A 24717-nucleotide genomic window follows, 5' to 3' on the forward strand; every position below is an offset into this window, starting at 1 on the left:
GTCAAGTTTTCTGTGTAAGGGACCGGTCGGTTATCCGGTCTGCCGGGTGGTCAGATCGGAAGCCGGTTGGGGAATTGAACGGCGAAAGCGTTCAGTGCCTGGTGCCAGCCTTGGGTGCCGGTTCCGAGCTCGCCGCCGCGGGTGGTCTCGATGTTTCTGATCCCGAGGTAGACCAGCTTGATCGCGGCCTCGTCGGAGGGAAATGAGCCCCTGGTTTTGGTGATCTTCCGCAGTTGGTAGTTGATCGATTCGATCTGGTTCGTGGTGTAGATGACTTTGCGGATCTCGGGGGTGAAAGCCAGGAACGGGGTGAAGTCTTCCCAAGCGTTCCGCCAGGCCAGCACCGCCCCGGGAGCTGTGCTCTGCCAGGTCTCCGCGAAGGCCTCCATGGCCAGCTCGGCCGCCTGCACGGTCGGTGCGGTGTAGATCGGGCGCATGTCCCGGGCCATGGCTTTGCGTGCACCGTAGGAGGCGTATTTCATGGCCGAGCGCAGCAGGTGCACGACGCAGGTCTGCACGACGGTTTGGGGGTAGATGCTGTTCACCGCTGCCGGCAGCCCGGTGAGCCCGTCGCAGCACAGGATCAGGATGTCGGCGGCTCCGCGGTTACGGATCTCGGTGAGCACGTTGGCCCAGAACTTCGCCCCTTCGCTGGTGCCCAGCCACAGGCCCAGGACCTGCTTGCGGCCCTCTACGTCCACGCCCACGGCCACGTGGCAGGCCTTGTTCACCACCACGCCGCCGTCCCTGATTTTCAGCCAGATCGCGTCGATGTAGACGATCGGATACACGGACTCCAGCGGCCGGTTCTGCCACTGGGCGAGCTCATCGGCAATCACGTCGGTCACCCTCGAAATTGTCGCCGCGGAGACCTTGGTCCCGTAGATTTCATCGAGGTGGGAGCCGATATCCCGGGTGCTCATTCCGCGGGCGTAAAGGGACAGGATCATGTCTTCGACCTTGCCCAGCCGGCGGGCCCGCTTGGGCACGATGACCGGTTCGAAGGAGCTGTTCCGGTCCCGTGGCACGGTGACCTGCACCGGCCCCTGGAGGGTCTGAACGCTCTTGGTGGTCTTGCCGTTGCGGGAATTGCCCGTGCCCTGCCCTGCGGGGTCCCCGGACTCGTAGCCGAGGTGGTCGCTCATCTCCGTTTCCAAGGCCCGTTCCAGGACCGCGCGGGTCATCCGGGAGAGGAGCTCTTCAACACCGTTGCGGCCCTCTCCGAGGTCCTCCGCTGCCGTGACGAGGGCGTCGATCTGGTCGGCGCTCAAGACGCCTTCAAGGGGGTTGGTGGTCATACTGATTTCGGCCAAGAGGGCCCGTCCTTTCAGGGGTGAAACCGCAGGTCAAACCCTAGTTAGAGACCGGACCCTTACACACTCAATGAAACACCCTCGAAAGGCAGGCCGTTTCCTTCACGATGAGGGTGGCGCGCCATTCGTTCAGCTGCCCGGACCGCAAAGCGGCCAGGGTGCGGGGCATCTCGGTGGCCAGGGCGTTTGCCAGGCCCAGGAGCCTCGCGCCGCGGGCAGGGGGCTCCCGCCGCGCCAACGCAATTTCCGCCGCCACCCCGGTACCCTGTTCAGCGGCCGGGACACCGGCGGCGGCCTGCTCCCGGCGCCGGGTGAGGTCGAAAGCCGCGGCGATTTCGGCCTGCTTCGCAGTAGCCGCAGATTTCAGGTCCTCGAGTCCGCGGAGCTGGTCGATCATACCCGGGCCGTCAACGGCGGGACGGACGGCAGCCAACGCGCGAAAGGTATCGGCAATACAAGGCCGCGCAAGGCCACCCGCCTCCAGCCCCGCAGCTGCCTCCAGCCCTGCTTTCGCCGCCAGGCCCGTTGCCGCTGTCGTCGCCGCTTCCATAGACAAAGTCTTCCAGCAGGGTGGGACAAAATCCGGTCCGCCGGCGCGTATGTGGATAACCAAGGCAAGCCCCGCAAGCCGTACGGGCACAGGCCGTGCTGTTGAATGAGGATATGGAGTTCACCAAGAAGGGCCTGAAAGCGGAGGGCTTCGCCGGCTTCCGGCCAATCGGCGCGCTCGATGCCATGCGGATCCCCCAGGGAACCGGGCTCTTCGCCGTGCTGGCACCGGAAGGGTTCCAACCCCGCTACCTCCAGAAAAGCACCGCCGGCGTCTTCAAGAAGAAGGACCCGTCGCTCCCCGAAGCAGCCCTGGCCGCCGAATGGGTGGACACCGCCGCGGCTCTTTACCTGGGCAAAGCCGGCCCCGGCAGTAAAGGCAACCGCGGCCTCAGGAGGCAAATCCAGGAGTTCCTGGACTTCGGGCAGGGCAAGCCGCCGGGGCACTGGGACGGCCGCCTGGTCTGGCAGCTCGCAGACGCCGAAAAGCTGGTCATCGCCTGGAAGGAACTCCCCGCGGAGCAGCTCACCACGGCCGAGGCGGACTATCACTCAGCCTTTGTTGACGTGTACGGCAGGTTGCCCTTCGCAAACCTCGTGAGGGCCCGTGCCAAAGGTTAGAAGGACCCGGAACTAAGCCAACCCGCCGTCGTAGGTAAAACGTCCGGCAAGCATCGTGGCCGCCACCGGCATCGCGGCGAACTCCCCGTCCGGCACAGTCAGCGGATCCCCGTCCAGGAGCACCAGGTCAGCGGCGTCGCCAACACACACACGCGAGCGGCCCCGGGCGGAAGCCAGGAGGGCCTCCTCCCGCGTGATGGCTTCCTGCGGATGCCAGGGCCCGCGCCCGTCGCTGCGTGCCCGCAGGACAGCGGCGGACATCGCCAACCACGGTTCGAGCGGCGCCACCGGTGCATCCGAACCCAGCAGCAGCGAAGCCCCGGCATCGAGCAGTGACCGTAGCGGAAAGGCCCGGTCCGTCCGCCCGGCCCAGTTGGAATCCGCGGCGTCCCGGTCATCCAGTGCGTGGACCGGCTGGACGCTGGCCGCCACCCCCAGCGGCCCGAAACGCGCAAAGTCCTCCCGGCGGACGAACTGGGCGTGCTCGATCCGGCCGCCAACACCTGCACTTTCAAAAGCATCAAGGGCCACCTGGTTGGCCGCATCCCCGATGGCGTGGACGGCGGGAACAAACCCCGTGTCCCGCGCCCGCCCCAGCAACGCCGCCAGCTCGCCAGCACTCACTGTCAGCAGCCCGCACCCGCCGAAAGGGTAAGGATCCACGCAAAAGGCAGTCCGGGTATTAAGGGAACCGTCAATGAGCACCTTAAGCGGTCCCACCCTCAGCAACCCGCCGCCGCCGTCGACCTCCTGCCCCGTCCGCATGCCTTCGGCCACGGCACGCTCAAGGTCTGCCGGATAAACACCAGCCTCCACCCGCAAAGCGTCAAACCCGCCGGCGATGCGCCGCAGCCACGGGTCCCGGTTCCACGTCATCTCAAAATCCATCACGCCCACCACGCCGCGGGCAGCAGCCGCCCGGGCGGCGTCACGGACCCAGCCATCCAGGACCGGGTCCGGCAGCCGTCCCAGCTCCCGGGTCAGGGCAAAAGCGGGCTCTTCCCGCAGCAAACCAGAAGCCTCAACCCGCACTCCATACCGGCTGGCCGCGGCCGAGTTGAGCCATACGCTGTGGAGGTCGTGGCTGACCAGCGCCGTCGGCCGGCTGCCGGTGGCGGAATCCAGCAGTGCCAAGGAGGGCTCGTCCGGCCACAGCGCGTCACGGAAGCCGACGCCGACGGCGGTCACCGACGGGTCGGCTCCGGACAAGAAGGAACGGACGACGGCGGCAGCTTCCTGGGCGGTTCCGGCAGCCGACAGGTCAATACGGTTGGCGTGCAGCGCCCACTGGGTCATGTGGACGTGCTCATCCCACAGCCCCCGAATCAGGTGGCGCCCTTCCGCATCAATGATGCGGGCGCCGTCCGGGGATTCCGCAGCAGCCCCGATCCGGCTCACGCGGCCGCGGCTGATATGCACGCTGACGGGAGCGTCGTCCCCCGGCATCCGCACGCTCTCCAGGACAAGGTCGCTCATGCGGAACCGCGGAGCCGTTCCATCTCGCGGCGGTCCTTCTTTGTGGGCCTGCCCGCACCCCGGTCGCGCTGCGGCAGGCCAAGTGCCGGGGCAACCGGTCGCGGCGGCGTGTGGTCGGTGAAACAGTGGGAGGCCGCCTCGGCACCAACACGCTTGGCAATCAGCCGGCGCACTTCAAGGATGCGGTCGTAGCCGGGCATCCGCACCGTCACGGTGTCGCCCGTGACCAGCGTCGCGGACGCCTTGGCCGGGCTGCCGTTCAGGCGGACATGGCCGGCGCGGCAGGCGGCGGTGGCGGCAGAGCGGGTCTTGTAGGCGCGGATGGCCCACAGCCACGCATCAATGCGGACACTGGCAGGGGAGGAAGGAAGGCTGGTCATGGCTGGCACCGAGTATAGCCCCGGCTCCATGGCGCAGAGGCCAGGCCGGCCAAACGGTTACTCCACGGTCACGCTCACCCGCTGTACCACGTTGTTGCCCAGCCCCTGGTAGTTCCAGTTCTGCTCCAAGGGCTGGGTTGCGCCGGTTTCATCCGTTGCGCGGCAGGAAAGCTCGTGCACGCCCGGGTCCGCCACCCACGGCATGGTCCACTTCCGCCACGCGTATCCGCCGGCGGGCTTCTCCAGGTGCGCGGGCTGCCAGGTGCCGTCGATCCCGACTTCCACGCCGGTGACCGCGCCCTTCCCGGACCAGGCCCTGCCCTGCAGGAGCACCGGCCCGGGCTTCAGGAGCCGCTTGCGGGTGAAGAAGTCCGGGATGCCCGGCGGAACCATCAGCGAACGCACCCTGATCCGCGAAACGGGAGTGCCGGCGTCGTCCGCTGAATCCTGGTAGCGGTACGCAACCTCCTGCTGGTAGCCCCGGAAGGGGGCCGTGACCACCTCAACGGATTCCAGCCACTTCACGCTGGCCATGCCGTACCAGCCGGGCACCACCAGCCGGAGCGGATATCCGTGCTGCGGCGGCAGTTCGCTGCCGTTCATTCTGTAGGCAAGGACGACGTCGGGACGCATCGCTTCATGGATGGGCAGGCTCCGCGCGTAGCGCTGGGGGACGCCGCCCTGGACACCCTGGTCCGATCCTGTGAACACCACCTCCACAGCGTGCGGCAGGACTCCCGCCTTGCCCAGGAGATAGGCGAGCGGAACCCCGGTCCAGTGCGCGGTGCCGACGCCCTCCATGATCCACGGCTGGCTAAGCGGCCGCGGATTCAGGAGGGAGCGCCCGTTCCCCGCGCATTCCAAGGTGACCGGCACCGTGATGGCCGGGTCCCTGCGCAGGGCCGCCATGCTCAGTTCCAGGGCCATCTCAACCGCGCCGCTGATCCGGAGGTGCCACGAGGAGGCATCGACGTCAGGGATATCGAAATGCGTCAGCACGTAGTGGAGCCCGGGCGGAGTGATGTCCCGGCGGAGCGCCTCCAGCGGCATGGAGTGGTTGCGCGCACCCAGCTGGAGTTCCTCCGGGGTGAGCGGGCCCGTGGTGGGCGCGGCCGCGGGCGGCGCCGGACGCCCCGCCGCTGTGGCCGGACCGGAAGACTGCTGGTTCGTGTAGGTCTGTTTCATGGCGCTGCGACTCTTTTGCCTGGGATTCTGCTCGGCGGGCTGGAAGCTCCCTTGCCTCAGGTCTACGCCCGCCCCGCCCGTGCGTCAACGGAGAGGCGCCGCCCGGGAGCGCAGGGGCTAGAGCTGCGGACGCGCCAGGAACTCGGCCAGGCTGATCGGGTCCTGCCCGGTGAGGCCATGGACATCGGGCGAAATCCCTGCCATCTCCCCGGCGGCAATGGCTGTATACGTGCTCACCCAGGCGTCCACCTGCCAAGGCGGGGCGCCGTAGGACGCCCGGGATGCGTGCGCCTCCTCCATAGTTTCCGGATGGTAGGTGATGGTCCGCCCGGTTTGTTCGGTAATGATCCCGGCGGCCTGTGCCAACGTCAGTTCCTCCGGGCCGGTCAGGTTGTAGGTGGTCCCCTTGTGGATGGCGGGGTCGCGCAGCACGGCAACGGCGCAGCGGGCAACGTCCTCGCGGGCAACCCCGGAGAAGACCCCGTTGCCGGCCGGACCGCGGATCACGCCGTCCTCCCCGGCCAGCAGCGGCAGGAAATCAAGGTAGAGGTTGTCCCGCAGGAACGTGAACTCCAAACCGGACGCCCTGATGTGCTCCTCAGTGGCGTAATGGTCCCGGGCCAGCGTGAAGGTGGCATCCGGCGCCGCGCCATAAAAGGACGTGTACACCACATACTCCACGCCGGCGGCGGCAGCCGCATCCACGAAGCCGCGATGCTGCTGCACCCGGTCCTCGGTTTCCGCAGCAGACACCATGAACAGGACTTTCACTCCCTCGAGGGCGCGCCGGGCGGCTGCCGAATCCTCATAGCTGCACACGTCAGCCGTGGCGGCGTCCAGTTCAGGGGCGCGGGCGGCATCGCGGACCAGCAGACGCTGGGCGGAACCAAGCCCGGCAAGCTGCCGCGCCACCATTCCGCCCAGCCCGCCGGTGGAACCCGTGACGGCTAAGTCCGGGAGTTCGGAAGCCACCGGCCGCCTATGCTTCCCGTTTGGCCGGGGACTTGGTCTGGGCGGGATCGCGCTCGGCCAGCGAACCGATGGCGTCATCGATCTTCTTCAGGACCTCCGGTTCAAGCTTCACGCCTGCAGCGCCCACGCTGTCCGCGATCTGCTCGGGGCGGGAGGCGCCCACGATGGCTGAGGCAACGTTCGGGTTCTGCAGCACCCAGGCCACCGCCAGCTGCGGCATGGACAGGCCGGCTTCCTCGGCAATGGGCTTGAGCTCCTGGACGCCGGCCAGGACGTCGTCGCGCATCCAGCGCTCGATCATCTTGGCTCCGCCCTTCTCGTCCGTGGCGCGGCTGCCTTCGGGGGCGGGCCGGCCGGGAAGGTATTTGCCGCTGAGGACGCCCTGGGCCATGGGCGACCAGACTATCTGGGACACGCCCAGCTCCTCCGACGCCGGCACAACCTCCGCCTCGATGACCCGCCACAGCATGGAATACTGCGGTTGGTTGGAGATCAGCTGGAAGCCGAGTTCCTTGGACAGGGCGTGGCCTTCACGCAGCTGCTCCGCGGTCCACTCGCTGACGCCGATATACAGGGCCTTGCCCTGCCGGACGATGTCCGCGAACGCCTGCATGGTCTCTTCAAGCGGGGTTTCGAAGTCGTAGCGGTGGGCCTGGTAGAGGTCCACGTAGTCCGTTTGGAGCCGCCGGAGGGAGCCGTTGATGGACTCCATGATGTGCTTCCGGGACAGGCCAAGGTCATTCTTGCCCTTGGGACCGGTGGGGCCGTAAACCTTGGTGAAGATCTCGAGGGATTCGCGGCGCTCGCCCTTCAGGGCTTCGCCCAGGACGGTTTCCGCAGCCGTATTGGCATAGACGTCGGCGGTGTCGAACGTGCTGATGCCGGCGTCAAGGGCGGCGCGCACACACTGCGAGGCGACGTCGTTTTCAACCTGCGAGCCGTGCGTGAGCCAGTTGCCGAACGTGATTTCCGAGACTTTGAACCCGCTGTTTCCGAGGTATCTGAATTCCATGGGTTTCACGCTAGCCCAGATGGTTGCTCAGGGTAAGGGCTGTCTACCCTTTGAAGCGGAGCCCGTTCCTGGACCCTTGCCTGTTTCCGCTGCCGCCTTGCTGATGTGCGCCGGACCGGACAGGGACAGCAGCGAGCCGGTGTCCAGCGGAGCCAGGGGGCGGGGGACCTGCGGCTTCTTGAAGGACCGCGGCAGCTCGTGGGAAGGACGGCTGTTATCAAGCGCCGACTCCACCAGCGGCGCCACTTCCGCCACCTTTTCAGCCGGCACTTTTGGATCAGGAAGATCGCGCACCGAGAGTTTTATTTGCGGCTTTGCTGCACGCGCCCTCGCCTTTGCGCGGGCGTCCGCATCCGCGACGGCGGCGGCCCAGTCCTCCGTCAGGACGGGCGGTTCGCGGCGGGCGGCAGCCAGCGCAGGGTGGTGTTCGACGGCGGTGCGCAGCGACGACTTTACGTGGGCGGGTTTCAGCGCGGTGCGCCAATCACGGGGCGTCTTCCCCGGCCGGCGGCGGAAGGCCCGCACGAGCAGTCCGGCGCGTGGCCGGCGCGCTGCGGATGCCGCGCCAGCAGCGTCGTCGGCCGTGCCCGGCCGGCTACCGGCAGGCCCGGTCAAGCGCACCAGCGGGAGTGATTCGTTTCCGGTGCCCCTGCCGAACAGGGCCAACAGCAAAACGGCGGCGAGCCGGCCTAGTCCTGCCAGGACCAAGGTGATGACCCCCAGCAGGAAGAGGACCAGGAACATCAGGAAGGCGACTCCCACGGTGCCCAAAAAAGTCAGGTTGAGGATGAGCGTATCCGGATTTTCCACGTCATCTCTCCTCTCTGCCTGCAGCGGGGCCGGGGGCGGCACCACTCTGCCTGCGCGCCGGCTCCTTCTCCACCTTACGGATTTTTGCGGGGCCGTGCCGCCGGGTGCCCGGCTGCTTCCCTGGTTGTAGCAAAGCTGTTACCCATGTGACAGCATCGGTTGGATGACCGAGTCCAGGGACCACGAAAACTGCATGTGCCTGTCCGGAGAGCCCTACGGAATGTGCTGCGGGCGGTTCCACCGGGGCGCGGCGGAGGCCGCCACCGCGGAGCAGTTGATGCGCTCCCGGTACAGCGCTTTCGTGCTCCTTGACGGTGACTACCTCCGGCGCACCTGGCATCCCCGGACAGCGCCGGCGGAGCTGGAACTGGACCCGGGGATGGAATGGCGGCGCCTGGATATCCTTTCCACGTCCCGGGGCGGGCCGCTGGATACCGAAGGGACCGTGGAGTTCAAGGCCTACTATCGGCACGGCGGCGAACGCGGGGTCCTGCATGAGAACAGCAGGTTCATCCGGGAACATCGGCGGTGGCTCTATCTGGACGGGAAGATGCTGGCCTGACTACTCGTCGTCGTAGTCGTTGTCCGGCGTGAAGCCGGCGCGGTCCACCTTCCGGTGGAAGTGCATGCCCGCGAGTCCGCCCAGTACTGCACCTACCAGGGCCACCAAGGCAACCACCACGGCGGCAATGATGCTGGTGGTGGTCAACTGGCCTTCATTGACGGGGATGCGCGGGAAGCTGTTCAGGTTGGCCAGGACGTTGAACTGCTGTCCGAACACGAGACCAAGGATGGAAACGAGTACTGCCACGATCAGCGCCCAGATCCACACCATGACGCCCTGCTTGGCGCCGTTGAAGCGCGCCATTCGCCCTGCAACGTAGCCGCCGCAGTAGTAGGACAGGAACAGGATGACCAGCAGGACAATGATGCCCACCAGTCCCACCGTGCCCTGGTTCCGGGCAGCCTGGTTGACTGCCTCGTTGACATCCGTGTTGGTGGCCAGGCCAACAGCGGTTCCGGCCGCCGCCACAAGGGCTGTCAGCAGGACGGCCATGCCGGTGGCCGTGAGCCAGCCGAAGAACGCGGAGCCCACCTTGATGCCGCCGAACCGTTCCTTTTCCCGCGCGACGGCGGTCTGCCGGTCAGTGAGGTTCGGATCAACAGCCGGCGCGGAGGACGTGGGGACGTAGTCCCGCTCCGCATGGGCGCCGGCCGGTCCTGTGTGTTCCGCGGGCACGCGGTCGTACGCGGAGGTGGGGGCTGCATCGCTTGCCGGCACCTGTTGGTAGGCGCGCGTGGGTTCGCCGCCGGCGGTATCGCCGCGATGGCTTCGGTTCCGGTCAGCGTCCTCCCGGGCTCGCCTCGGGGGCAGGTTGTCTGGGTCTGTTGAGCTGCTCATGGATCAACTCAACCATCGGCCCGGAGGGATAGCAAGGATGCTTACTATTTTGTGACCTGCAGTTCTACCGGTATCTGCGGTGCAGGTTGTCCTTTTGGGAGGGGCCGGGAGAGGCGTCGGCAATCCACGGACCCGTTCCTTCGGACTGGTCCAGCACGCCTTCCTCCAGCCAGGTGTAATCTCCGGCGAGGACCTTCCGCGTGAGGGCATGGTCGCCGTCGTCCGTGTTACGCCACAGCTGGTCGAAGTACTCGTCCACGCGCACCCTGGCCTGCTCGCAGTACGCCTCAGCGAGCTCGTAGGCGCTGGCGGCCTTTTCGGGAGCGGTGTGGAGCAGCATCTCCGCCCTGGCACAGCAGGCCGTCATGGCGAACAGCTCGGCGCCGATGTCCACCACCCTGCCCAGGAACGCCTGCTTCCTTTCGAGCCTGGCCTGCCAGCGGCCCATGGCGTAGAACGTCTGCCGTGCAAGGCGCCGGGACGAGCGCTCCACGAACCGCAGCTGCTTGGCCAGCCGGCCGAAGTCGCTGTACGAACGCGGGTCCATGCCGGCTCCGGCCACCAGCTTGGGGAGCCACTTGGCGTAGAAGCCGGAAGCGCCGACGGCGGCCTTCGCCTTATCGGACAGGCTTGCGTCCAGGGATGCCAGCTCGCCCGCGGCGGCCAGGTGGGCGTCCACCGCTTCCCGGGCGATCAGCAGCCGCATGATCTCCGAGGAACCCTCGAAAATCCGGTTGATCCTCAGGTCCCTCAGCTGCTGCTCGGCCGGGACGGCGCGCTCGCCGCGCGCAGCCAGGGAATCGGCGGTCTCAAAGCCCCGGCCGCCGCGGATCTGCACCAGTTCGTCGGCAATCCGGCAGCTGATTTCAGTGGCCCAGAGCTTGGCCAGGGCGGCTTCAATCCGCACGTCCTTTTGGCCGGCGTCCGCAAGTTCGGCCGAGAGTTCGAACACCGCATCCAGGGCGAAGGCGGAGGCCGCGATGAAGGCGATCTTCTTGCCCACGGCCTCGTGCTCGCCCACCGGCCTGCCCCATTGGGTGCGGGCGTTGGACCATTCCCGGGCAATCTTCAGGCTCCACCGGCCGGAGGCGACGCATAGCGCCGGCAGCGCGAGGCGCCCGGTATTGAGCGTGGTCAGCGCGATCTTCAGGCCCTGGCCTTCGCGCCCCAGCCGGTTGGCAGCCGGCACGCGGACCTGGTGGAACCGGGTGACGCCGTTCTCAATCCCGCGCAGGCCCATGAACGCATTCCGGTTCTCCACGGTGATGCCCGGCGAGTCCATCTCCACCACGAACGCGCTGATGCCGCCCTTGTGCACGGTGCCGTCCGCGTCCGTGTGGGCAGGGACCACGGCCATCACCACCACCAGTTCCGCAACCACCCCGTTGGTGGTCCACAGCTTGACGCCGTCCAGGAGGTACGCCTCGCCGTCGTCCGTTGGCGTCGCCGTGCTGCCCAGCCGGGCGGGATCGCTGCCCACATCCGGTTCCGTCAGCAGGAAGGCGGTGATGGCCCCGGCGGCGCAGCGGGGCAGGTACTCGCGCTTTTGCTCAGGGGTTCCGAAAACCTTGACCGGTTCCGGCACGCCAATGGACTGGTGGGCCGAGAGGAGGGCGCCGAGGCTTGGATGGACGCTGCCCAGGAGCGCCAGGGCACGGCCGTAGTAAACCAGGGAGAGCCCCAGGCCGCCGTATTCCTCCGGGATCTTCATCCCGAAAACACCGAGGTCCGCCAGGCCCCGGATGTACTCGTCCGGGATCTTGGCCTCACGCTCGATCACCCGGCCGTCCATGGTGCGGGCGAACCCGGTCAGGCGCTCCATGAATGCTTCGCCCCGCTCCACGGAGGCAGGATCGGGGGTGGGCCAAGGGTGGACCAGCCCGAGGTCGAAGCTGCCCAGGTAGAGTCCCTTCGCGAAGCTTGGGCGCTCCCAGCCGGTTTCCCGGGCGGCCTCTGCCACGGCGCGGGCGTCCTGGGCTGTGGCGCCGGCACCTAGTTTTCCGGCGGGAACGGGGGTCTCCCCGGGGTGCGCGTCCGTTGCCGCTGCGGTGGAAACGGGGAGGCCGGTGGCGGGGCTTGTTGCGGAGGTGCTGTCAGTGGCGGAGCTCATGGGTTATCTCCTTGGCCGGAATGGCCGGGTGTAGCCATGGATCCGCCGGGTTGGAGAACCCTTCAGCTGTCCCTCAAGATTACCCGCGGGTAGGTTCCGGTGCTAGGGGAGTGCTGGGCCTGGAAATCCCCGGAAACATCCACCGTCGCCGCGTGGTGCACCAGCCTGTCCCAGCCTGCGTTGATGCCGTGGACCACGGCCAGGAGGATGGTGGAAACCACGGTCCAGCCCAGCTTTCCGATCCCCAGCAGCACCAGGGCAACCAGTCCTGCTGCCAGGACGAATGCTGCCAGGACCACCGCGAACACCAGGGTGCCCGCAAAGACCAAGGTGGCGGTTTCAACTGAACTGAGATCGAAGTGCATTGAGTCCCCCTGCTGCGACGTTGCTTTGGTTGAGATCAGTAGCAGAAGCGTAGGGTGGGACCTCTCCGGCCAGCCATAGCCGCCGGGCCGGAAGTAGCTGTTGGTATGGGATCGAAACACTACGGCCGGGTAGGTCACGAAGCGGTCGCGGCGCCTGCGTTAACCTTGTAGTTGGCAGTTTTCGATCCAAGCCGCCGCCCCGCCCCGCAAACAGCCCAAGGAGAGTGTGTGCCCCGCTCCGCCAGGTCATCCGCTGACGCCATCAGCGCCCGGCTCCGGGACCTCGAACTCCTGACCAAAGGACCTGCCTGGGCCTTGACGCGCTCGGCGCCCTGGGTGATCGCGGTGCTGCAGGCATCCTTCACCCGCACCCGCCCCCAGCTTCCGCTCGAGGAGTTCCACGCCGACGTCGACTCCTTCCTTGAGGAGCTGCGCAGGCAGGATCCCGGGCTGGGCGGCGGCGCCAACGGAAAGTCCTTTGGCGACGAGTGGACGCGCCGGCAGTTCCTGACGCGGCGGAACCAGTCCGGCCAGATCGTTTACGAGGTAACGGAACCGGCCGCCCGTGTGCTCGCCTTCCTGGACAGCCTCTCCAGCGAGCGCTCCACCCTCAACGGGTCGCGCCTCGGCACGCTGCTGGGCGACGTCGAGAAGCTCGCCAACGAGACCAACCCGGACCAGAGCGCCCGCCTCGAGTCGCTGGAAGAGGAGATTGAAGAACGCCAGCAGCTGATCCAGGACATCAGCTCCGGCGAGTTCGACGGCCTGCTGGACGACGACCAGGCGGTGGAAGCCGCGGGCAACATCCTGGACCTCGCCGCGAGCCTGCCGGCCGACTACAAAAAGATGCGTGACCGGATCGAGGAACTGGTGGGCGGGCTGCGCAACCAGATCATCGAGGAGTCGCTCACCAAGGGCGCCACCATGGCCCAGGTCCTGGAAGCGGACAAGCGCCTCCGCCAGAGCCCCGAGGGCAGGACCTTCCGTTCCTTCACCGCGTTCCTCGAGGACCCGCAGCAGCAGCTGAGGTTCCGGTCCGCGATCGGCGAGGTCCTCAGCCGGCAGTTCGCCGACGACCTCTCGCCCGAGGACCGGGAAACGCTGAAGAACCTGGTGGCCGAGCTTCGCCAGCAGCACAGCCAGATCCAGCGGATCTACGGCAAGCTGAGCGAAAGCCTCAACACGTACGTGCAAAGCGACGACTTCCGCCAGTCGGTCCGGCTCCGCCAGGTCCTCCGGGAAGCCGAGCAGGCCATCCGGTCCCTTCCGTACGAACGGGAACGCCCCGGCCTGGTCCGCGGTCCTGTCCTCTTCAACGCCGGGTTCGAGTCGCTGTCCATGGTCAAGCTCTTCGACCCTGACGAGTTCGCCGCTCCGCCCAAACTTGCGGACCCCATCGCCTTCAGCGATGCCGACCGCGTGCGCTCGCCGAGGACCGGCAAGGCCAAGCCCGAGGTGGTGCGCGCGGCCATGGCCGGCGCCGCCACGCTTTCCGAAGCCTGGCAGCAGCTGCCCCCGGAAGAGCAGCACATCAACACCATCCGGGCGCTCCTCTCCCACGCCCTCCACGCCGGAGCGGGCTTCGACAAGGAAGCCCTCGACGCCCTGGACTTCGAACAGATAGACGGAACCTCACGCAGGGCCTACCTGCCGCTGGTCACGCTTCCAAAGGATTCACGATGACTGAAGAAATGACCACGACGGCGGCCCCGGAGGCAGAGCGCGGCGAAGGGGCGGCGTCCGGTGCGGAGCGGCCTTTCGCCGTCACCCCGCGCGATACGTTCGTCGACGGTGCGGCCCTCTTCCCGGGTGATACTGGCGTTCTCCCCATGAAGGTGCGGCAGGCACTGGTGAAGCTCCTCAAGGGTCCGTATATCGACGGCGGCCGGGACGAGAAGCTCTGGACCGTCCTCCTGGACAATCAGGTGATCCTGCGCAGCCGGTTGTCGGAGCTGTTCCTCACCATGGAACTGGACCACGAACGGAAGATCGCCGTCCTGCGGCCGGTGGACCCGGACGCGATCGGGGGCAGCGCCCGCTCCAGCATCCTCCGGCAGCAGCGTGCGCTCAGCCGGCTGGAGACCATTGTGCTTCTCCGCCTGCGCCTGCTGCTGGACCGGCATGTCACCGCGCAGACGGACCCCACCATCACGCGCGAGGAGATCGCCGACCTCGTGGCGCACTACCAGCCCGCGGGCCAGCAGGACGCGCTCCGGGATTCGGACGTGGTGAACAGGGCCATCACCAAGCTCCTCGCCCGCCAGCTACTCCTGCCCACGGGCCTGGAGGACGTCTACACCATCTCCAACGCCCTGCCCCTGGCCCTCCCCTTCGAGAACATCGGCGACATCCCGGCCCAAATAGAAGCCTTGGTGGCGGCGACCACAGATCCCGCGGGCACCGAGGCATTAATAGAGCTGGACTCGGATCCGGCGGCTGACCCCGCCGGGACCGGGGACGCAACCGAAGTGGAGGATGCCCGGTGAGCATCGCGAGCATGCTGCCGATGGGCGAGCTGACGAACCCCGGCCAGATGCGCCTTGCCCTGGTGCAGGTGGTCAACTGGGGCACGTTCCACGGGGCGCACACGATGCACGTGGACCGGAACGGCACGCTGCTGACCGGCAACTCAGGTGTAGGCAAGTCGACGCTGTTTGATGCCATGCTGCGGGTTTTCGACGCCCGGCCGAGGTCCAACGAGGCCGCCGCCCAGCGGTCCGGCGGTGCCGTGGAGGACAAGCGGACCACGTTTACGTACATGCGCGGCAAGGTGGGCGACAAGGCCGTCGGCGAGGGCTCGGCGAGTGCCTTCCAGCGGCCCGGTGCCACCTGGTCCGCCGTCGCCCTGACGTTCGACAACGCCGCCGGCACGCGGGTTACCGTGTCTGCGCTGTTCGACCTGCCCAAGAACGGCACGGAGTCCAGCGTGGGACGGTTCTACCTGGTCGACCACCAGCCGCTGGACCTGGAGGCGCTGGAGGGCATCGCGGACAAACGGTTCACCAAGGCTGCCCTGGAGGCGATCTTCCCGGACGCCCAGGTTTTCGATGTCCACAAGGCGTTTGCGGAACGGTTCCGCCGGCTGCTCGGCATCAACTCCGACCAGGCCCTACCGCTCCTGCGCGTGATCCAGGCCGGCAAGGGCCTGGGCGGCAGCGTCAACACGTTCTTCCGCGACCAGGTCCTGGACGCCCCGGCCACGCTCGCGGCAGCGGACGACGTCGTGGAGGAATTCAGCAACCTGATGTCCATCCGGCAGCGGCTGGAGGACGTCCGGCAGCAGCGGGACCAGCTCGCCCCGGTTCCCGGGCTCAACAAGGAGTACGCACAGGCGCTGCTGGACGCGAACCGGCTGCGGGACCTGGCAGGCGAAGAATTCGAGGCCTACAAGCAGCAGCTGGCCGTCACGGTCCACGAAAAAACGCTGCTCCGCTTCAAGGAGCTGGCCCAGGCGAAGGCCAAGGAGCTCGGCGCCGAACGAACGGTCCGGGACGGGCTGGCCAAGGAGCTGCGCCAGCTGGAGGCGGACTACAACAACCAGGGCGGCAACGCGATTTCCGCCATTGAGCAGTCGCTGGAGAACGCGCGCGTGGGCCTGAAGCTCCGCGAGCAGGTGGAGGAGGCGGCGCGCCAGGCATTGGCCGACGCCGGCCTGCAGCTGGAGTGGACCTCCGGCGGCTGGGAACAGGCGCACGAGCAGGCGGCCGCGAGGTCGGCAGAGCTCAAGGACGATTCCCAGGCCCTGCAGGAGCTGCGCTTCGAAGCGTTCGACGCGCACGCCACGAAGAAGCGGGAGCTGGCCGCAGCCGAGCAGGAGCTCGTCTCGCTGAAGACGCGCAAGTCGCTGCTGCCGCCGTCGAGCATTGAAAACCGCGCAGCGATCGCTGCCGCCACCGGCATACCCGAGGACCGGATGCCGTTCGCCGGCGAGCTGATGGACCTTGCCGAGGGGGAGGAAAAATGGCGCCCCGCCGCCGAGCGCGCGCTCCGCAACCTCGCCACCACGCTCCTGGTGCCCGGTGCCCACTTCGCTGCCGTGACCCGCTACCTCAACGACCACAACGTGCGCGGAGCATTGCGCGCGGTTGACGTGTCCAAGCCGCTCTCCGGCGGTGCGCTGGCGCTGGAGGACGTGCACGACGGCGACCTGCTCACCAAGCTGGACATCCTCACCACGGGCGTCGCGGCCGAGGCAGGTTCCTGGATCCGTGAGCGGATCGCGCTGGATTTCGCCTATCCCTGCGTAGAGCATCCGGACGAGCTCGCCGGGCTGGACCGTGGCCTCAGCCTGGGCGGCGTGGTGAAGCGCAACCGCCACACGGTGGAAAAGGACGACCGCTTCACCAGCCGGCAGGACTACGTCCTCGGGTTCGACAATGCCGCCAAGCTGGAACTCGTGGCCGGCCAGGTGGAGGACCTGCGGCAGGAGGTTGCCAAGGCGGCTGAGCTGGCGCAAAGCCGGGAAGACTCGCACCAGGGCATGAGCCGGCAGCTGGAGGCCCTGCGCCGGATCGCGGAGGACCACCGCTCGTGGGAACAGGTTTCGGCGGAGGTCGCTGCCGAGGAGCTTGCCCGGATCGAACAGCGCCTCAAGGATGCGCTGGCCGCCCAGGCGGACCTCGAGCCCCTCCGCGCGGCCATCGAAGAAGTGCGGCAGAAGCACCAGTCCAGCACCGAGGCCGCCGCCGTCCTGCAAAGCGAATACAAGTCGCTGGACCGGCAGCTGACCGCGGCGGATTCACTGCTGGAGGCCGCACGCAACCGCCTGGCCCAGGCGCCGCCGTCGGACGCTACTGTCAGCGCGCTGGAACCGTACTTTGCCGGCTTCGGCGACGTTACTGAGATGCACGAGCTGGACAACCTGGCCAACCGGGTGCGGACCGGACTGCTGGGGGAACTGCACGCAGCGGAGTCGCGCGGGCAGGCGACGGCCGAGCGGCTCACGAGGATTTTCGAGGGGTTCGTCCGGGAGTGGGGGAGCGCCATCTCCGCGGACCATGGCACCTCCATTGGCGCCGCGGGTGAGTTCGAGACCCGCTACCACGCGATCGTGAGCGACGGGCTGCCCGCCCAGGAGGCGGAATTCCGGCAGTTCTTCAACCAGCGCACGCACGAATCCTTCAGCACCCTCCTGCACCTGCTGGACGAGGAACGCCGCTCCATCACCAGCCGCATCCTTCCGCTGAACGGCATCCTCTCGCAGGTCAACTTCCACGAGGGCAGCTTCCTGGAGCTGGACATCAAGCAGACGCTGCCGCCCACTGCCAAACAGTTCAAGGACGCCATCCAGAGCGCGCTCCGGGCGCGCCACACCCGGCCCGCCCGCGCGGACGCCTCCAAGGCGGAGGGCCAGGGCCAGGAGAGGGACGACGACGCCGAGCTCACCGCCCGCTACAAGTCCCTGGAAACCCTGGTGAAGCGGCTGGGCTCCCAGGCGCCCGAGGACAGGCGCTGGCGGGCCGAGGTGCTGGACGTGCGCGGCCACCTGTTCATCCAGTGCAAGGAACACCGGGAGGTTGCAGGGCCGGCGTCGGGCAAAAAGGGCGGCGCCAAAAAGTCCGAGGTCTTCATGCACGCGGACACAGGATCCATGTCCGGCGGTGAACGGCAGCGTTTCACGGCCTTCATCATGGCCGCGGCCCTGAGCTACCAGCTGGGCATCGCCGAGCAGGGTTTCACCACCTACGGCACCGTGATGATGGACGAGGCATTCGTGCTGGCGTCCGAGGAGTTTGCGGGAGCCGGGATCAAGGCGCTGCACGAGTTCGGGTTCCAGCTGCTGCTGGCTGCGCCGGAGAACGTCATCGACCTCTCCCGGCACCTCGGTTCCGTCACCGAAATCCTCCGCGACAAGCGCACCAACCGCTCCGGCGTGCTCACGGCGCCTGTCATCAAACCGCGGCCGGGCGAAGAAGGCGCCTGGCGCTCCGAAGCGAACCCGGTGGACATCGTCCTGCGCTGACGGCACGCTCTCTCACTTAATGTGCCTTTTCCCCAAACCCTCCATCACCCGGTGATAGAGGGTTTGGGTTTTTCCTGCATTAAGTGAGAGAGCGTCGGCGGGGTGTGTGCTTCGTCACGAAGGGGAATAAGTTACAGAAACCTTGCGTAATGGCGATAAGGCTAGGTTAGCCTTACTTAAGTTCGCTTCATTCACTTAAGGAGTTCTGTGACTTCCCCCCTCTTCTCCGGGCCCGGCACCACCCGCCGCACGCTGTTCAAGTCAGCCGGCAAGGCCACCGCTGTCCTGGCCGCAGCGGCACTTACCCTCTCCGCCTGCTCAACAGGCCCCGCGTCCTCCACCCCGGACGCCGGGGCATCCAGCTCCAGCAGTGCGCAGTTCCCCGTCACCATCGAGCACGTGTACGGCAAGACCACCATCGAGAAGCAGCCCACCCGGGTAGCCACCGTTTCCTGGGTCAATGACGATGTGGCCATTGCCCTGGGCGTTGTCCCGGTGGGCGTTCCCAAGAACGAATGGGGCGGCAACGAGCAGGGCTCCACGCCCTGGAAGGACGCAGCCCTGGAGGAGCTTGGCGCCGGCTTCGGCTCGGACAAGGCCCCGGTCCAGTACTCCGAGGCGGACGGCATCAACTTCACCGAGATCGCCAAGCTCACCCCGGACGTCATCCTGGCCGCCTACTCCGGCCTCACCGAGGAGGACTACAAGAAACTGAGCGAGATCGCCCCGGTTGTGGCCCATCCGGAACTCGCTTACGGAACTTCCTGGCAGGACTCCACCTCCATCATCGGCAAGGCACTTGGCAAGGACGCCGAGGCAACCAAGCTGATTTCCGACACCGAGGCCGCCATCAAGGACAAGGTTGCCGAGTACCCGCAGCTGGCCGGCAAGAGCTTCATCTACGGCAACCTCGAGCCGGCCAAGGGCGACGGCGTCAACGTCTACACCGCCATGGACAACCGCCCGCGCTTCCTCAGCGAGATCGGCATGAAGCTGGCCCCGATCGTTGAGGAGAAGTCCAAGGGTTCCAAGGAGTTCTTCCTCCCCTGGTCGGCTGAAAAGGCCAATGAGCTCGAATCGGACATCTTCGTGACCTGGGTGCCGGATGCAGCCACCGCTGACTCCATCAAGTCAGATCCCCTGCTGAGCCAGATCCCGGCCATCAAGAACGGCGCCCTGGTTGCTGATTCGGACAACACCCTGACGCTGTCCATCTCCGCTTCCTCCCCGCTGAGCCTGCCGTGGTCGCTGGATACGTTCCTGCCCCAGCTGGGCACCGCAGCGGATGCCGTGAAGTAATCACCGCTCAGGTAGGAACAGATAAATGACGGACAGTACGACGACGGCGGCCCGCCAGGAGCCGGCGCCCGGCACCTTCGTGCCGGGCACGGGGCCTGCAGTACATGCCCCCGGCCGCACGTTTGGAGGGCCGCGCGCCGCCTGGCTGCTGGCCGCCGTCGTTGTACTGGCGCTGCTGGCCGGGGCCTCCCTGGCCATTGGCGCGCGGGGCCTTTCCCTCGCCACCGTGTGGCAGGCGCTCACCTCGTTTGATCCCGCCAACGGCGACCACGCCGTGGTCCACGCCCGCATTCCCCGCACCGTCCTTGGCCTGCTGGCCGGCGGTGCGCTGGGCCTTGCGGGCGCAGCCATGCAGGGCGTGGCCCGCAACCCGCTCGCGGACCCGGGCATTTTGGGTGTTAACGCCGGCGCGGCCCTGGCCGTGGTCACCGGCATCTATGTTTTCGGCGTCGGATCCCTCTCCGGCTATATCTGGTTCGCCTTCGTCGGGGCAGCAGCCGCCGCCGTCGTGGTGTACCTCATTGCTTCCCTGGGCCGGGACGGCGCCAGCCCGGTGAAGCTCGCCCTGGCAGGCGCGGCATTGAATGCCGGCCTGTACTCGCTGATGAACGTCATCCTGGTCTCCAGCCAGGACACTTTGGACCGGTTCCGCTTCTGGCAGGTGGGCGGCATCGCCGGGCGCGACTGGTCCGCGGTGCTCTCCGGACTTCCATTCCTTGCCGCGGGGGCGCTCATTGTGCTGCTGACCGGCCGCATCCTCAACAGCCTGGCCCTCGGCGACGACATTGCCCGCGGCCTCGGCCAGCGCGTGGGACTGGCAAGGGCCGTCACGGCCCTCGGCATCGTGCTGCTGTGCGGCTCCGCCACTGCCCTTGCCGGACCCGTCGCCTTCGTGGGCCTGGTCATCCCGCATGCGGTCCGCTTCCTCACCGGCCCCGACTACCGCTGGATCCTGCCGTTCTCCCTGGTCCTTGCGCCGGCGCTGCTGCTGGGGGCCGACATCATCGGCCGCGTGGTCCTCCTGCCCGGCGAAGTCCCGGCCGGCATCATGACCGCCCTCGTCGGCGCGCCCGTCTTCGTCTGGCTGATTCGCCGCGGCAAGGGGGCCGGACTGTGAGCATCACCAAAACCCCCGTCGACCTGTCAGATACGGCTCCGACAACCGGCTTTAAGGGACCAGGACTGACAGGGCAACGCCGGGGACGGCTGCGGGTGAACCGGACCGCCGTCCTCGCCGCCGCCGTCGTAATCCTCTTCGCAGTGTCCGTGCTGCTGGGCAGCTACACCGTGACCATCCCGGACTTCTTCAAAATCCTCATCGGGCACCTGACAGGCGGGGAAAAGGTCCCCGGCGCCAGCTTCATCGTGATGGAGAACAAGCTGCCGCGGGCGGTCCTCGGCACCATGGTGGGCCTGGCGTTCGGCCTGGCCGGTGCCCTGTTCCAGACCATGCTGCGCAACCCGCTGGCCAGCCCGGACGTCATCGGCATCAGCTACGGCGCCAGCGCCGCCGCGGTGGCCGCCATCGTCATTTTCGGTGCGTCCGGTGCCGTGGTTTCCGGGGCAGCGCTTGCCGGCGCGCTCGGCGTCGCGGCGCTGATCTACGCCATCTCCAGCGGCACCATGGGCGGAACCGGCCGCGGTGATGCCGCCGGCAACCGGCTCATCCTGGCGGGTGTGGGCATCGCCGCCGCGCTGCATGCCGTGGTGAGCTTCCTGATGACCCGCGCAGACATCCGCACCGCAGCGGATGCCCTCGTCTGGCTCAACGGCTCCCTGAACTCCGCCAGCTGGGACCGGGCCGGGGTGCTGGCCCTTGCCCTCGCCGTCCTTATTCCCGCCGTTGCAGCCATCGCCGGGCCGCTGCGCATCCTGGAGCTCGGCCCCGATGCCGCCGCCGGCCTGGGCATCCGCGTCGGTGCCACCCGCCTCGCGCTGGTCACCATCGCCGTCTCGCTCGCGGCAGTGGCGACGGCGGCTGCCGGCCCGGTCTCGTTCGTCGCCTTCCTGGCCGGGCCCATCGCCCGGCGCTTCACCGGCAAGGCCAGCCTCCCGGAGTCGGCCCTGGTGGGCGCCCTCATTGTCCTCGCGGCAGACTACCTCGCCGCCAATTTTGCACCCCTGCTGCTGGACGGCACCGTCCTGCCGGTGGGCGTCATCACCGGTGCGCTCGGTGCCCCGTTCCTGCTGTGGCTCCTGGTCACGGCCAACCGAAAGGAAGCCTGACGTGGCAGTTCTCAACGCCAAGGACCTGACGCTGAAATATGACCAGCGCTGCGTGGTGGACGGGCTCAACGCCGAAATCCCGGAAGGCAAGGTGACCATGATCGTGGGTGCCAACGCCTGCGGGAAGTCCACCCTCCTCCGAGGCCTGTCCCGGCTCCTCAAACCTGCGGCCGGCACCGTCGCCCTGGACGGCAAAGACATCCACTCGCTGCCCGCCCGTCAACTGGCCCGCACCCTGGGCCTCCTCCCGCAGCACCCCACAGCCCCGGACGGCATCACCGTGAGGGACCTGGTGGGCCGCGGACGCTATCCGCACCAGGGCTTCTTCCGGAGCTGGAGCCCGCAGGATGAGGCTGCGGTGCAGCGCGCACTGGAAGCCACCGAAACGCTGGCCCTCGCCGGGCGGAACGTGGACGAACTCTCCGGCGGACAGCGGCAGCGGGCATGGATCGCCATGGCTTTGGCGCAGGAAACCGACGTGCTGCTCCTGGACGAGCCCACCACCTACCTGGACCTCGCGCACCAGGTGGAGGTCCTGGATCTTGTCACGGACCTGAACCGGCAGCGGGGCACCACCGTGGCCATCGTCCTGCATGACCTGAACCTGGCCGCCCGGTACGCGGACACCGTGATCGCCATGAAGGGCGGGGCCGTGGTGGCAGTCGGTTCCCCCGCCGAGGTGGTCACGGAGGCCCTGGTCCGCAATGTCTTTGGCCTCGAGTCCCGCGTTATCCCCGATCCCCTTTCCGGAACACCCCTGGTCATTCCCATCGGCCGCCACCACGTCCCCGCCAACGAACTGGAGCTCGTTTCATGAAAACCCGGGAAACTGCCGCCGCAAAGACGATGAACACCGAGCCCATGACCCTGGCGTTCGAAGTCACCGTGACATCGGTCCAGGAATTGAGCCCCAACTTCCGCAGGATCACGTTCGGCGGGTACTCGCTGCGGGACTTCGGCGTCCACGGCGACACCCTGGACCTCCGGATCAAGCTCATGATCCCGTCCCTCGCGGCGGACGGCAGCCCGCTGCCCCTCCCGGTGTTCGAAATGAGCTCCTCCGGCTGGTACCGCGAATGGCTCGCCATGGATCCTGCCGTCCGGGGCTCGATGCGGACCTACACGGTCCGGCAGTCGCGCCTCGACGCTGTGTACCCGGAAATCGACGTCGACTTCGTGATGCACTTTGACCACTGTGGCAACGGCGGGCCTGCCGCCAACTGGGCCCTCAACGCGAAGCCGGGCGACGCCATCACCATCATCGGGCCCAACAACAGGGCCGCGCACTGCGTCACCGCCGAGACCTACTCAGGCATCGAATGGCGCCCCGGACTGGCGCAGCGCATCCTGCTGGCCGGCGACGAAACAGCCGTCCCGGCCATCTCCGCCATCCTGGAAAACCTGCCGGAATACATGACCGGGCACGCCTTCCTGGAAGTCCCCGAAGCCGGCGACTTCCTCGAACTGACCTCGCCGGCCGACATCGAAATCACCTGGCTGGCCCGGGGCGCCTCGATCGGCCGCTCCCGCCCGCACGGCGAGCTGCTCCAGCAGGCAGTGCGTTCGGCGGTTCCTGAGCCCGGCTGGGTTGGCATCAAAGCGTCCGGCGGCGGCGCCGGCCCGGAGCCCGAAGACGTCAACGTGGATGTGGACATCCTCTGGGAGACCCCCGCGCGGATGGAGACTTCGGACATCCAGGCCACCAAGAACCCCGACATGCCGGCCGGCGCCATGCCCTTCTACGCCTGGATCGCCGGGGAAGCCGCCGTCATCAAGGACATGCGCCGCTACCTGGTCCGGGACGTCGGAATCGACCGGAAACAGGTCGCGTTCATGGGCTACTGGCGCCAGGGCAAGGCCGAGCTGTAGCCTCAGCCGGAAAAGGGCTGCCCTACTTGTAGACGCGGACCCAATCGACCTGCATCTGCGATGGCTTGGTGGCGGAGCCGTCCGGGAACCAATCCAGCTGCACTGTCTGCTTCATTACGGTAGAGGGCTGGTGCGCCGGGTTCGTGTCCGTGAAGGTCTTTACTCCGTCGACGTATCCGCTGATGCCGTCCGGGGTCCACTCCACCGCGTAGTTGTGCCACTGCGTGCCATCGACAGGCGTCGCCGCTGTGGTCTGGAAATCCGCTCCACCGCAGGCGTAGTGCAGGAAGAACCTCATGACGGAGGTGACTGAGCTGCCCTCGGCATAATCGATCTCGGCGCAGTTCGGGGCACTGTTGTTGTTGAGGATCAGGACCGGGTGGTATTTCGGGTCCCGCGCATTGGTTTTCATGCGCGTTTCCCAACGGCCATACCTTTGCTCCGCGAACTTTGCCGACATGCCTCCAGTGGTGCCGGCTGCGTCTCCGCTAACGGTGGCTACGCCGTTGGCAACGGACCAGGCCTGGGGGCTGCGCAGGCCTTTGCCTGCATGCCCTGCACTGTTATAGACACTCCATTTCGTCCGGTCCGGTGCGCCGGTGTAGGAGAATTCGTCGCCCGTCAGGACCGGGCCCCAACCGAAGGCGGTAGCTGCCTGCGCCCCGTCACCCGTCGTCGCGAGAGCCTGGCTGACCGGCTGGGCGGCCGCAGCCGCAGGCGCGGGTGCCGCGGCAGGCGCCGGCGCAGACGTGACCGGTGTCGCCTCGGTTGCCTCCTCCGCAGCTGGAGTCTGGCTGCTCGAAGCCGTGGCCGCCGGAGATGCTGTGGCCGTGTCAGTGGGGCCTGGAGTGGCAGGCGCGGACGCGCCGTCGGCCGAGGATGAGTCAGCCGCCCCGTTGGTCGTAGGGGCCGGGCCGCATCCTGTCAGGGACAAAGCACCCATGGTCATAACGATGGCTATTTTCTTGAACAAGATACCTCCGGGCTTAGGGCAGGAAGAAACGACTGATGCACTTGAGACGTTGACGAGTGCGGAAAGCATCTTTGGGCCCCCTTTGGCGGGGCCAGAGCTAGCAGGCGCCGAAGGGGCGCAGCGGGGTCCAGTGATCGGGCGCCCGGGGCCCTGCATTGGGGCCAGCCGCCCACGTTACCTGATCGTGACCATC

General features: G+C 67.4%; 21 protein-coding genes and 1 pseudogene. 10 read left to right on the forward strand and 12 right to left on the reverse strand.

Features of this window, described 5'->3' with window-relative positions:
• Nucleotides 1-50 precede the first annotated feature (50 nt).
• Both ACQ3DC_RS20405 and ACQ3DC_RS20410 read right to left on the reverse strand, forming a co-directional pair.
• Complete coding sequence (locus ACQ3DC_RS20405; protein ID WP_430752900.1) at nt 51-1298, reverse strand: IS256 family transposase; 1248 nt, start codon at nt 1296-1298, stop codon at nt 51-53.
• A 97-nt stretch (nt 1299-1395) separates the two neighbouring features.
• Nucleotides 1396-1863, reverse strand: a pseudogene (locus ACQ3DC_RS20410) (HNH endonuclease); the annotation flags it as partial.
• Between the two features lie 113 nt (nt 1864-1976).
• Between ACQ3DC_RS20410 and ACQ3DC_RS20415 the strand changes: the two are divergent.
• Nucleotides 1977-2483 carry a hypothetical protein gene (locus ACQ3DC_RS20415; protein WP_430753062.1) on the forward strand — a complete coding sequence of 169 codons (507 nt, stop codon included), beginning with the start codon at nt 1977-1979 and terminating at the stop codon, nt 2481-2483.
• Nucleotides 2484-2495: 12 nt separating this feature from the next.
• Here the strand turns inward: ACQ3DC_RS20415 and ACQ3DC_RS20420 are convergent, their stop codons facing one another.
• From ACQ3DC_RS20420 to ACQ3DC_RS20445, 6 genes are all read right to left on the reverse strand, one after another.
• Entirely contained in the window at nt 2496-3959 is a 1464-nt protein-coding gene (locus tag ACQ3DC_RS20420) for an amidohydrolase (protein ID WP_430753063.1), read from the reverse strand.
• On the reverse strand, nt 3956-4339 hold the full coding sequence (locus ACQ3DC_RS20425; protein WP_421094012.1) for an RNA-binding S4 domain-containing protein: 384 nt from the start codon (nt 4337-4339) through the stop codon (nt 3956-3958). Before ACQ3DC_RS20425 ends, ACQ3DC_RS20420 begins: the two co-directional genes overlap by 4 nt.
• A 57-nt stretch (nt 4340-4396) precedes the next feature.
• Nucleotides 4397-5524, reverse strand: coding sequence for a sulfite oxidase (locus tag ACQ3DC_RS20430; RefSeq protein ID WP_430753064.1), 1128 nt, complete (start codon nt 5522-5524; stop codon nt 4397-4399).
• Between the two features lie 117 nt (nt 5525-5641).
• Nucleotides 5642-6496: an SDR family oxidoreductase gene (locus ACQ3DC_RS20435; protein ID WP_430753065.1), complete on the reverse strand. Its 855-nt coding sequence runs from the start codon at nt 6494-6496 to the stop codon at nt 5642-5644.
• Nucleotides 6497-6503: 7 nt separating this feature from the next.
• The gene (locus tag ACQ3DC_RS20440) at nt 6504-7508 is read right to left on the reverse strand and encodes an aldo/keto reductase family protein (RefSeq protein WP_157240392.1); all 1005 of its coding nucleotides are present in this window, start codon (nt 7506-7508) and stop codon (nt 6504-6506) included.
• A 27-nt stretch (nt 7509-7535) separates the two neighbouring features.
• The gene (locus tag ACQ3DC_RS20445; protein WP_323058234.1) at nt 7536-8318 is read right to left on the reverse strand and encodes a hypothetical protein; all 783 of its coding nucleotides are present in this window, start codon (nt 8316-8318) and stop codon (nt 7536-7538) included.
• Nucleotides 8319-8481: 163 nt separating this feature from the next.
• Between ACQ3DC_RS20445 and ACQ3DC_RS20450 the strand changes: the two genes are divergently transcribed.
• Nucleotides 8482-8880, forward strand: coding sequence for a YchJ family protein (locus tag ACQ3DC_RS20450; RefSeq protein WP_323058233.1), 399 nt, complete (start codon nt 8482-8484; stop codon nt 8878-8880).
• On the opposite strand, the gene ACQ3DC_RS20455 is transcribed toward ACQ3DC_RS20450, so the two are convergent.
• The 3 genes from ACQ3DC_RS20455 to ACQ3DC_RS20465 all read right to left on the reverse strand — a co-directional run bounded on the left by ACQ3DC_RS20455 (nt 8881) and on the right by ACQ3DC_RS20465 (nt 12195).
• A complete protein-coding gene (locus ACQ3DC_RS20455) occupies nt 8881-9720 on the reverse strand; it encodes a YrzE family protein (RefSeq protein ID WP_321214718.1) in 840 nt (279 codons plus the stop codon).
• A 64-nt stretch (nt 9721-9784) separates the two neighbouring features.
• Complete coding sequence (locus ACQ3DC_RS20460; protein WP_430753066.1) at nt 9785-11830, reverse strand: acyl-CoA dehydrogenase family protein; 2046 nt, start codon at nt 11828-11830, stop codon at nt 9785-9787.
• A 62-nt stretch (nt 11831-11892) separates the two neighbouring features.
• A complete protein-coding gene (locus ACQ3DC_RS20465; RefSeq protein ID WP_323058232.1) occupies nt 11893-12195 on the reverse strand; it encodes a hypothetical protein in 303 nt (100 codons plus the stop codon).
• Between the two features lie 228 nt (nt 12196-12423).
• Here ACQ3DC_RS20465 and ACQ3DC_RS20470 point away from each other — a divergent pair, with 228 nt between their 5' ends.
• The 8 genes from ACQ3DC_RS20470 to ACQ3DC_RS20505 all read left to right on the forward strand — a co-directional run bounded on the left by ACQ3DC_RS20470 (nt 12424) and on the right by ACQ3DC_RS20505 (nt 23551).
• The gene (locus ACQ3DC_RS20470; RefSeq protein ID WP_321214716.1) at nt 12424-13878 is read left to right on the forward strand and encodes a DUF3375 family protein; all 1455 of its coding nucleotides are present in this window, start codon (nt 12424-12426) and stop codon (nt 13876-13878) included.
• Nucleotides 13875-14681, forward strand: a complete 807-nt coding sequence (locus ACQ3DC_RS20475) for a DUF4194 domain-containing protein (RefSeq protein WP_430753067.1) — start codon at nt 13875-13877, stop codon at nt 14679-14681. The genes ACQ3DC_RS20470 and ACQ3DC_RS20475 overlap by 4 nt, the downstream gene beginning before the upstream one ends.
• Complete coding sequence (locus ACQ3DC_RS20480; RefSeq protein WP_430753068.1) at nt 14678-18157, forward strand: ATP-binding protein; 3480 nt, start codon at nt 14678-14680, stop codon at nt 18155-18157. The genes ACQ3DC_RS20475 and ACQ3DC_RS20480 overlap by 4 nt, the downstream gene beginning before the upstream one ends.
• 207 nt (nt 18158-18364) lie before the next feature.
• Nucleotides 18365-19456, forward strand: coding sequence for an iron-siderophore ABC transporter substrate-binding protein (locus ACQ3DC_RS20485; RefSeq protein WP_430753069.1), 1092 nt, complete (start codon nt 18365-18367; stop codon nt 19454-19456).
• 25 nt (nt 19457-19481) lie between these two features.
• Nucleotides 19482-20573 carry a FecCD family ABC transporter permease gene (locus ACQ3DC_RS20490; RefSeq protein WP_430753070.1) on the forward strand — a complete coding sequence of 364 codons (1092 nt, stop codon included), beginning with the start codon at nt 19482-19484 and terminating at the stop codon, nt 20571-20573.
• A 65-nt stretch (nt 20574-20638) separates the two neighbouring features.
• Nucleotides 20639-21682, forward strand: coding sequence for a FecCD family ABC transporter permease (locus tag ACQ3DC_RS20495; RefSeq protein WP_430753074.1), 1044 nt, complete (start codon nt 20639-20641; stop codon nt 21680-21682).
• Between the two features lies 1 nt (nt 21683).
• Entirely contained in the window at nt 21684-22499 is an 816-nt protein-coding gene (locus tag ACQ3DC_RS20500; protein WP_321214711.1) for an ABC transporter ATP-binding protein, read from the forward strand.
• Nucleotides 22496-23551: a siderophore-interacting protein gene (locus ACQ3DC_RS20505; RefSeq protein WP_430753071.1), complete on the forward strand. Its 1056-nt coding sequence runs from the start codon at nt 22496-22498 to the stop codon at nt 23549-23551. Before ACQ3DC_RS20500 ends, ACQ3DC_RS20505 begins: the two co-directional genes overlap by 4 nt.
• A gap of 22 nt (nt 23552-23573) precedes the next feature.
• On the opposite strand, the gene ACQ3DC_RS20510 is transcribed toward ACQ3DC_RS20505, so the two are convergent.
• Nucleotides 23574-24524, reverse strand: coding sequence for a glycoside hydrolase family 16 protein (locus ACQ3DC_RS20510; protein ID WP_430753072.1), 951 nt, complete (start codon nt 24522-24524; stop codon nt 23574-23576).
• Nucleotides 24525-24717 lie beyond the last annotated feature (193 nt).

Origin of the sequence: Paenarthrobacter sp. NEAU-H11, from assembly GCF_050573415.1 — a bacterium.
Taxonomy (GTDB): Bacteria; Actinomycetota; Actinomycetes; order Actinomycetales; family Micrococcaceae; genus Arthrobacter.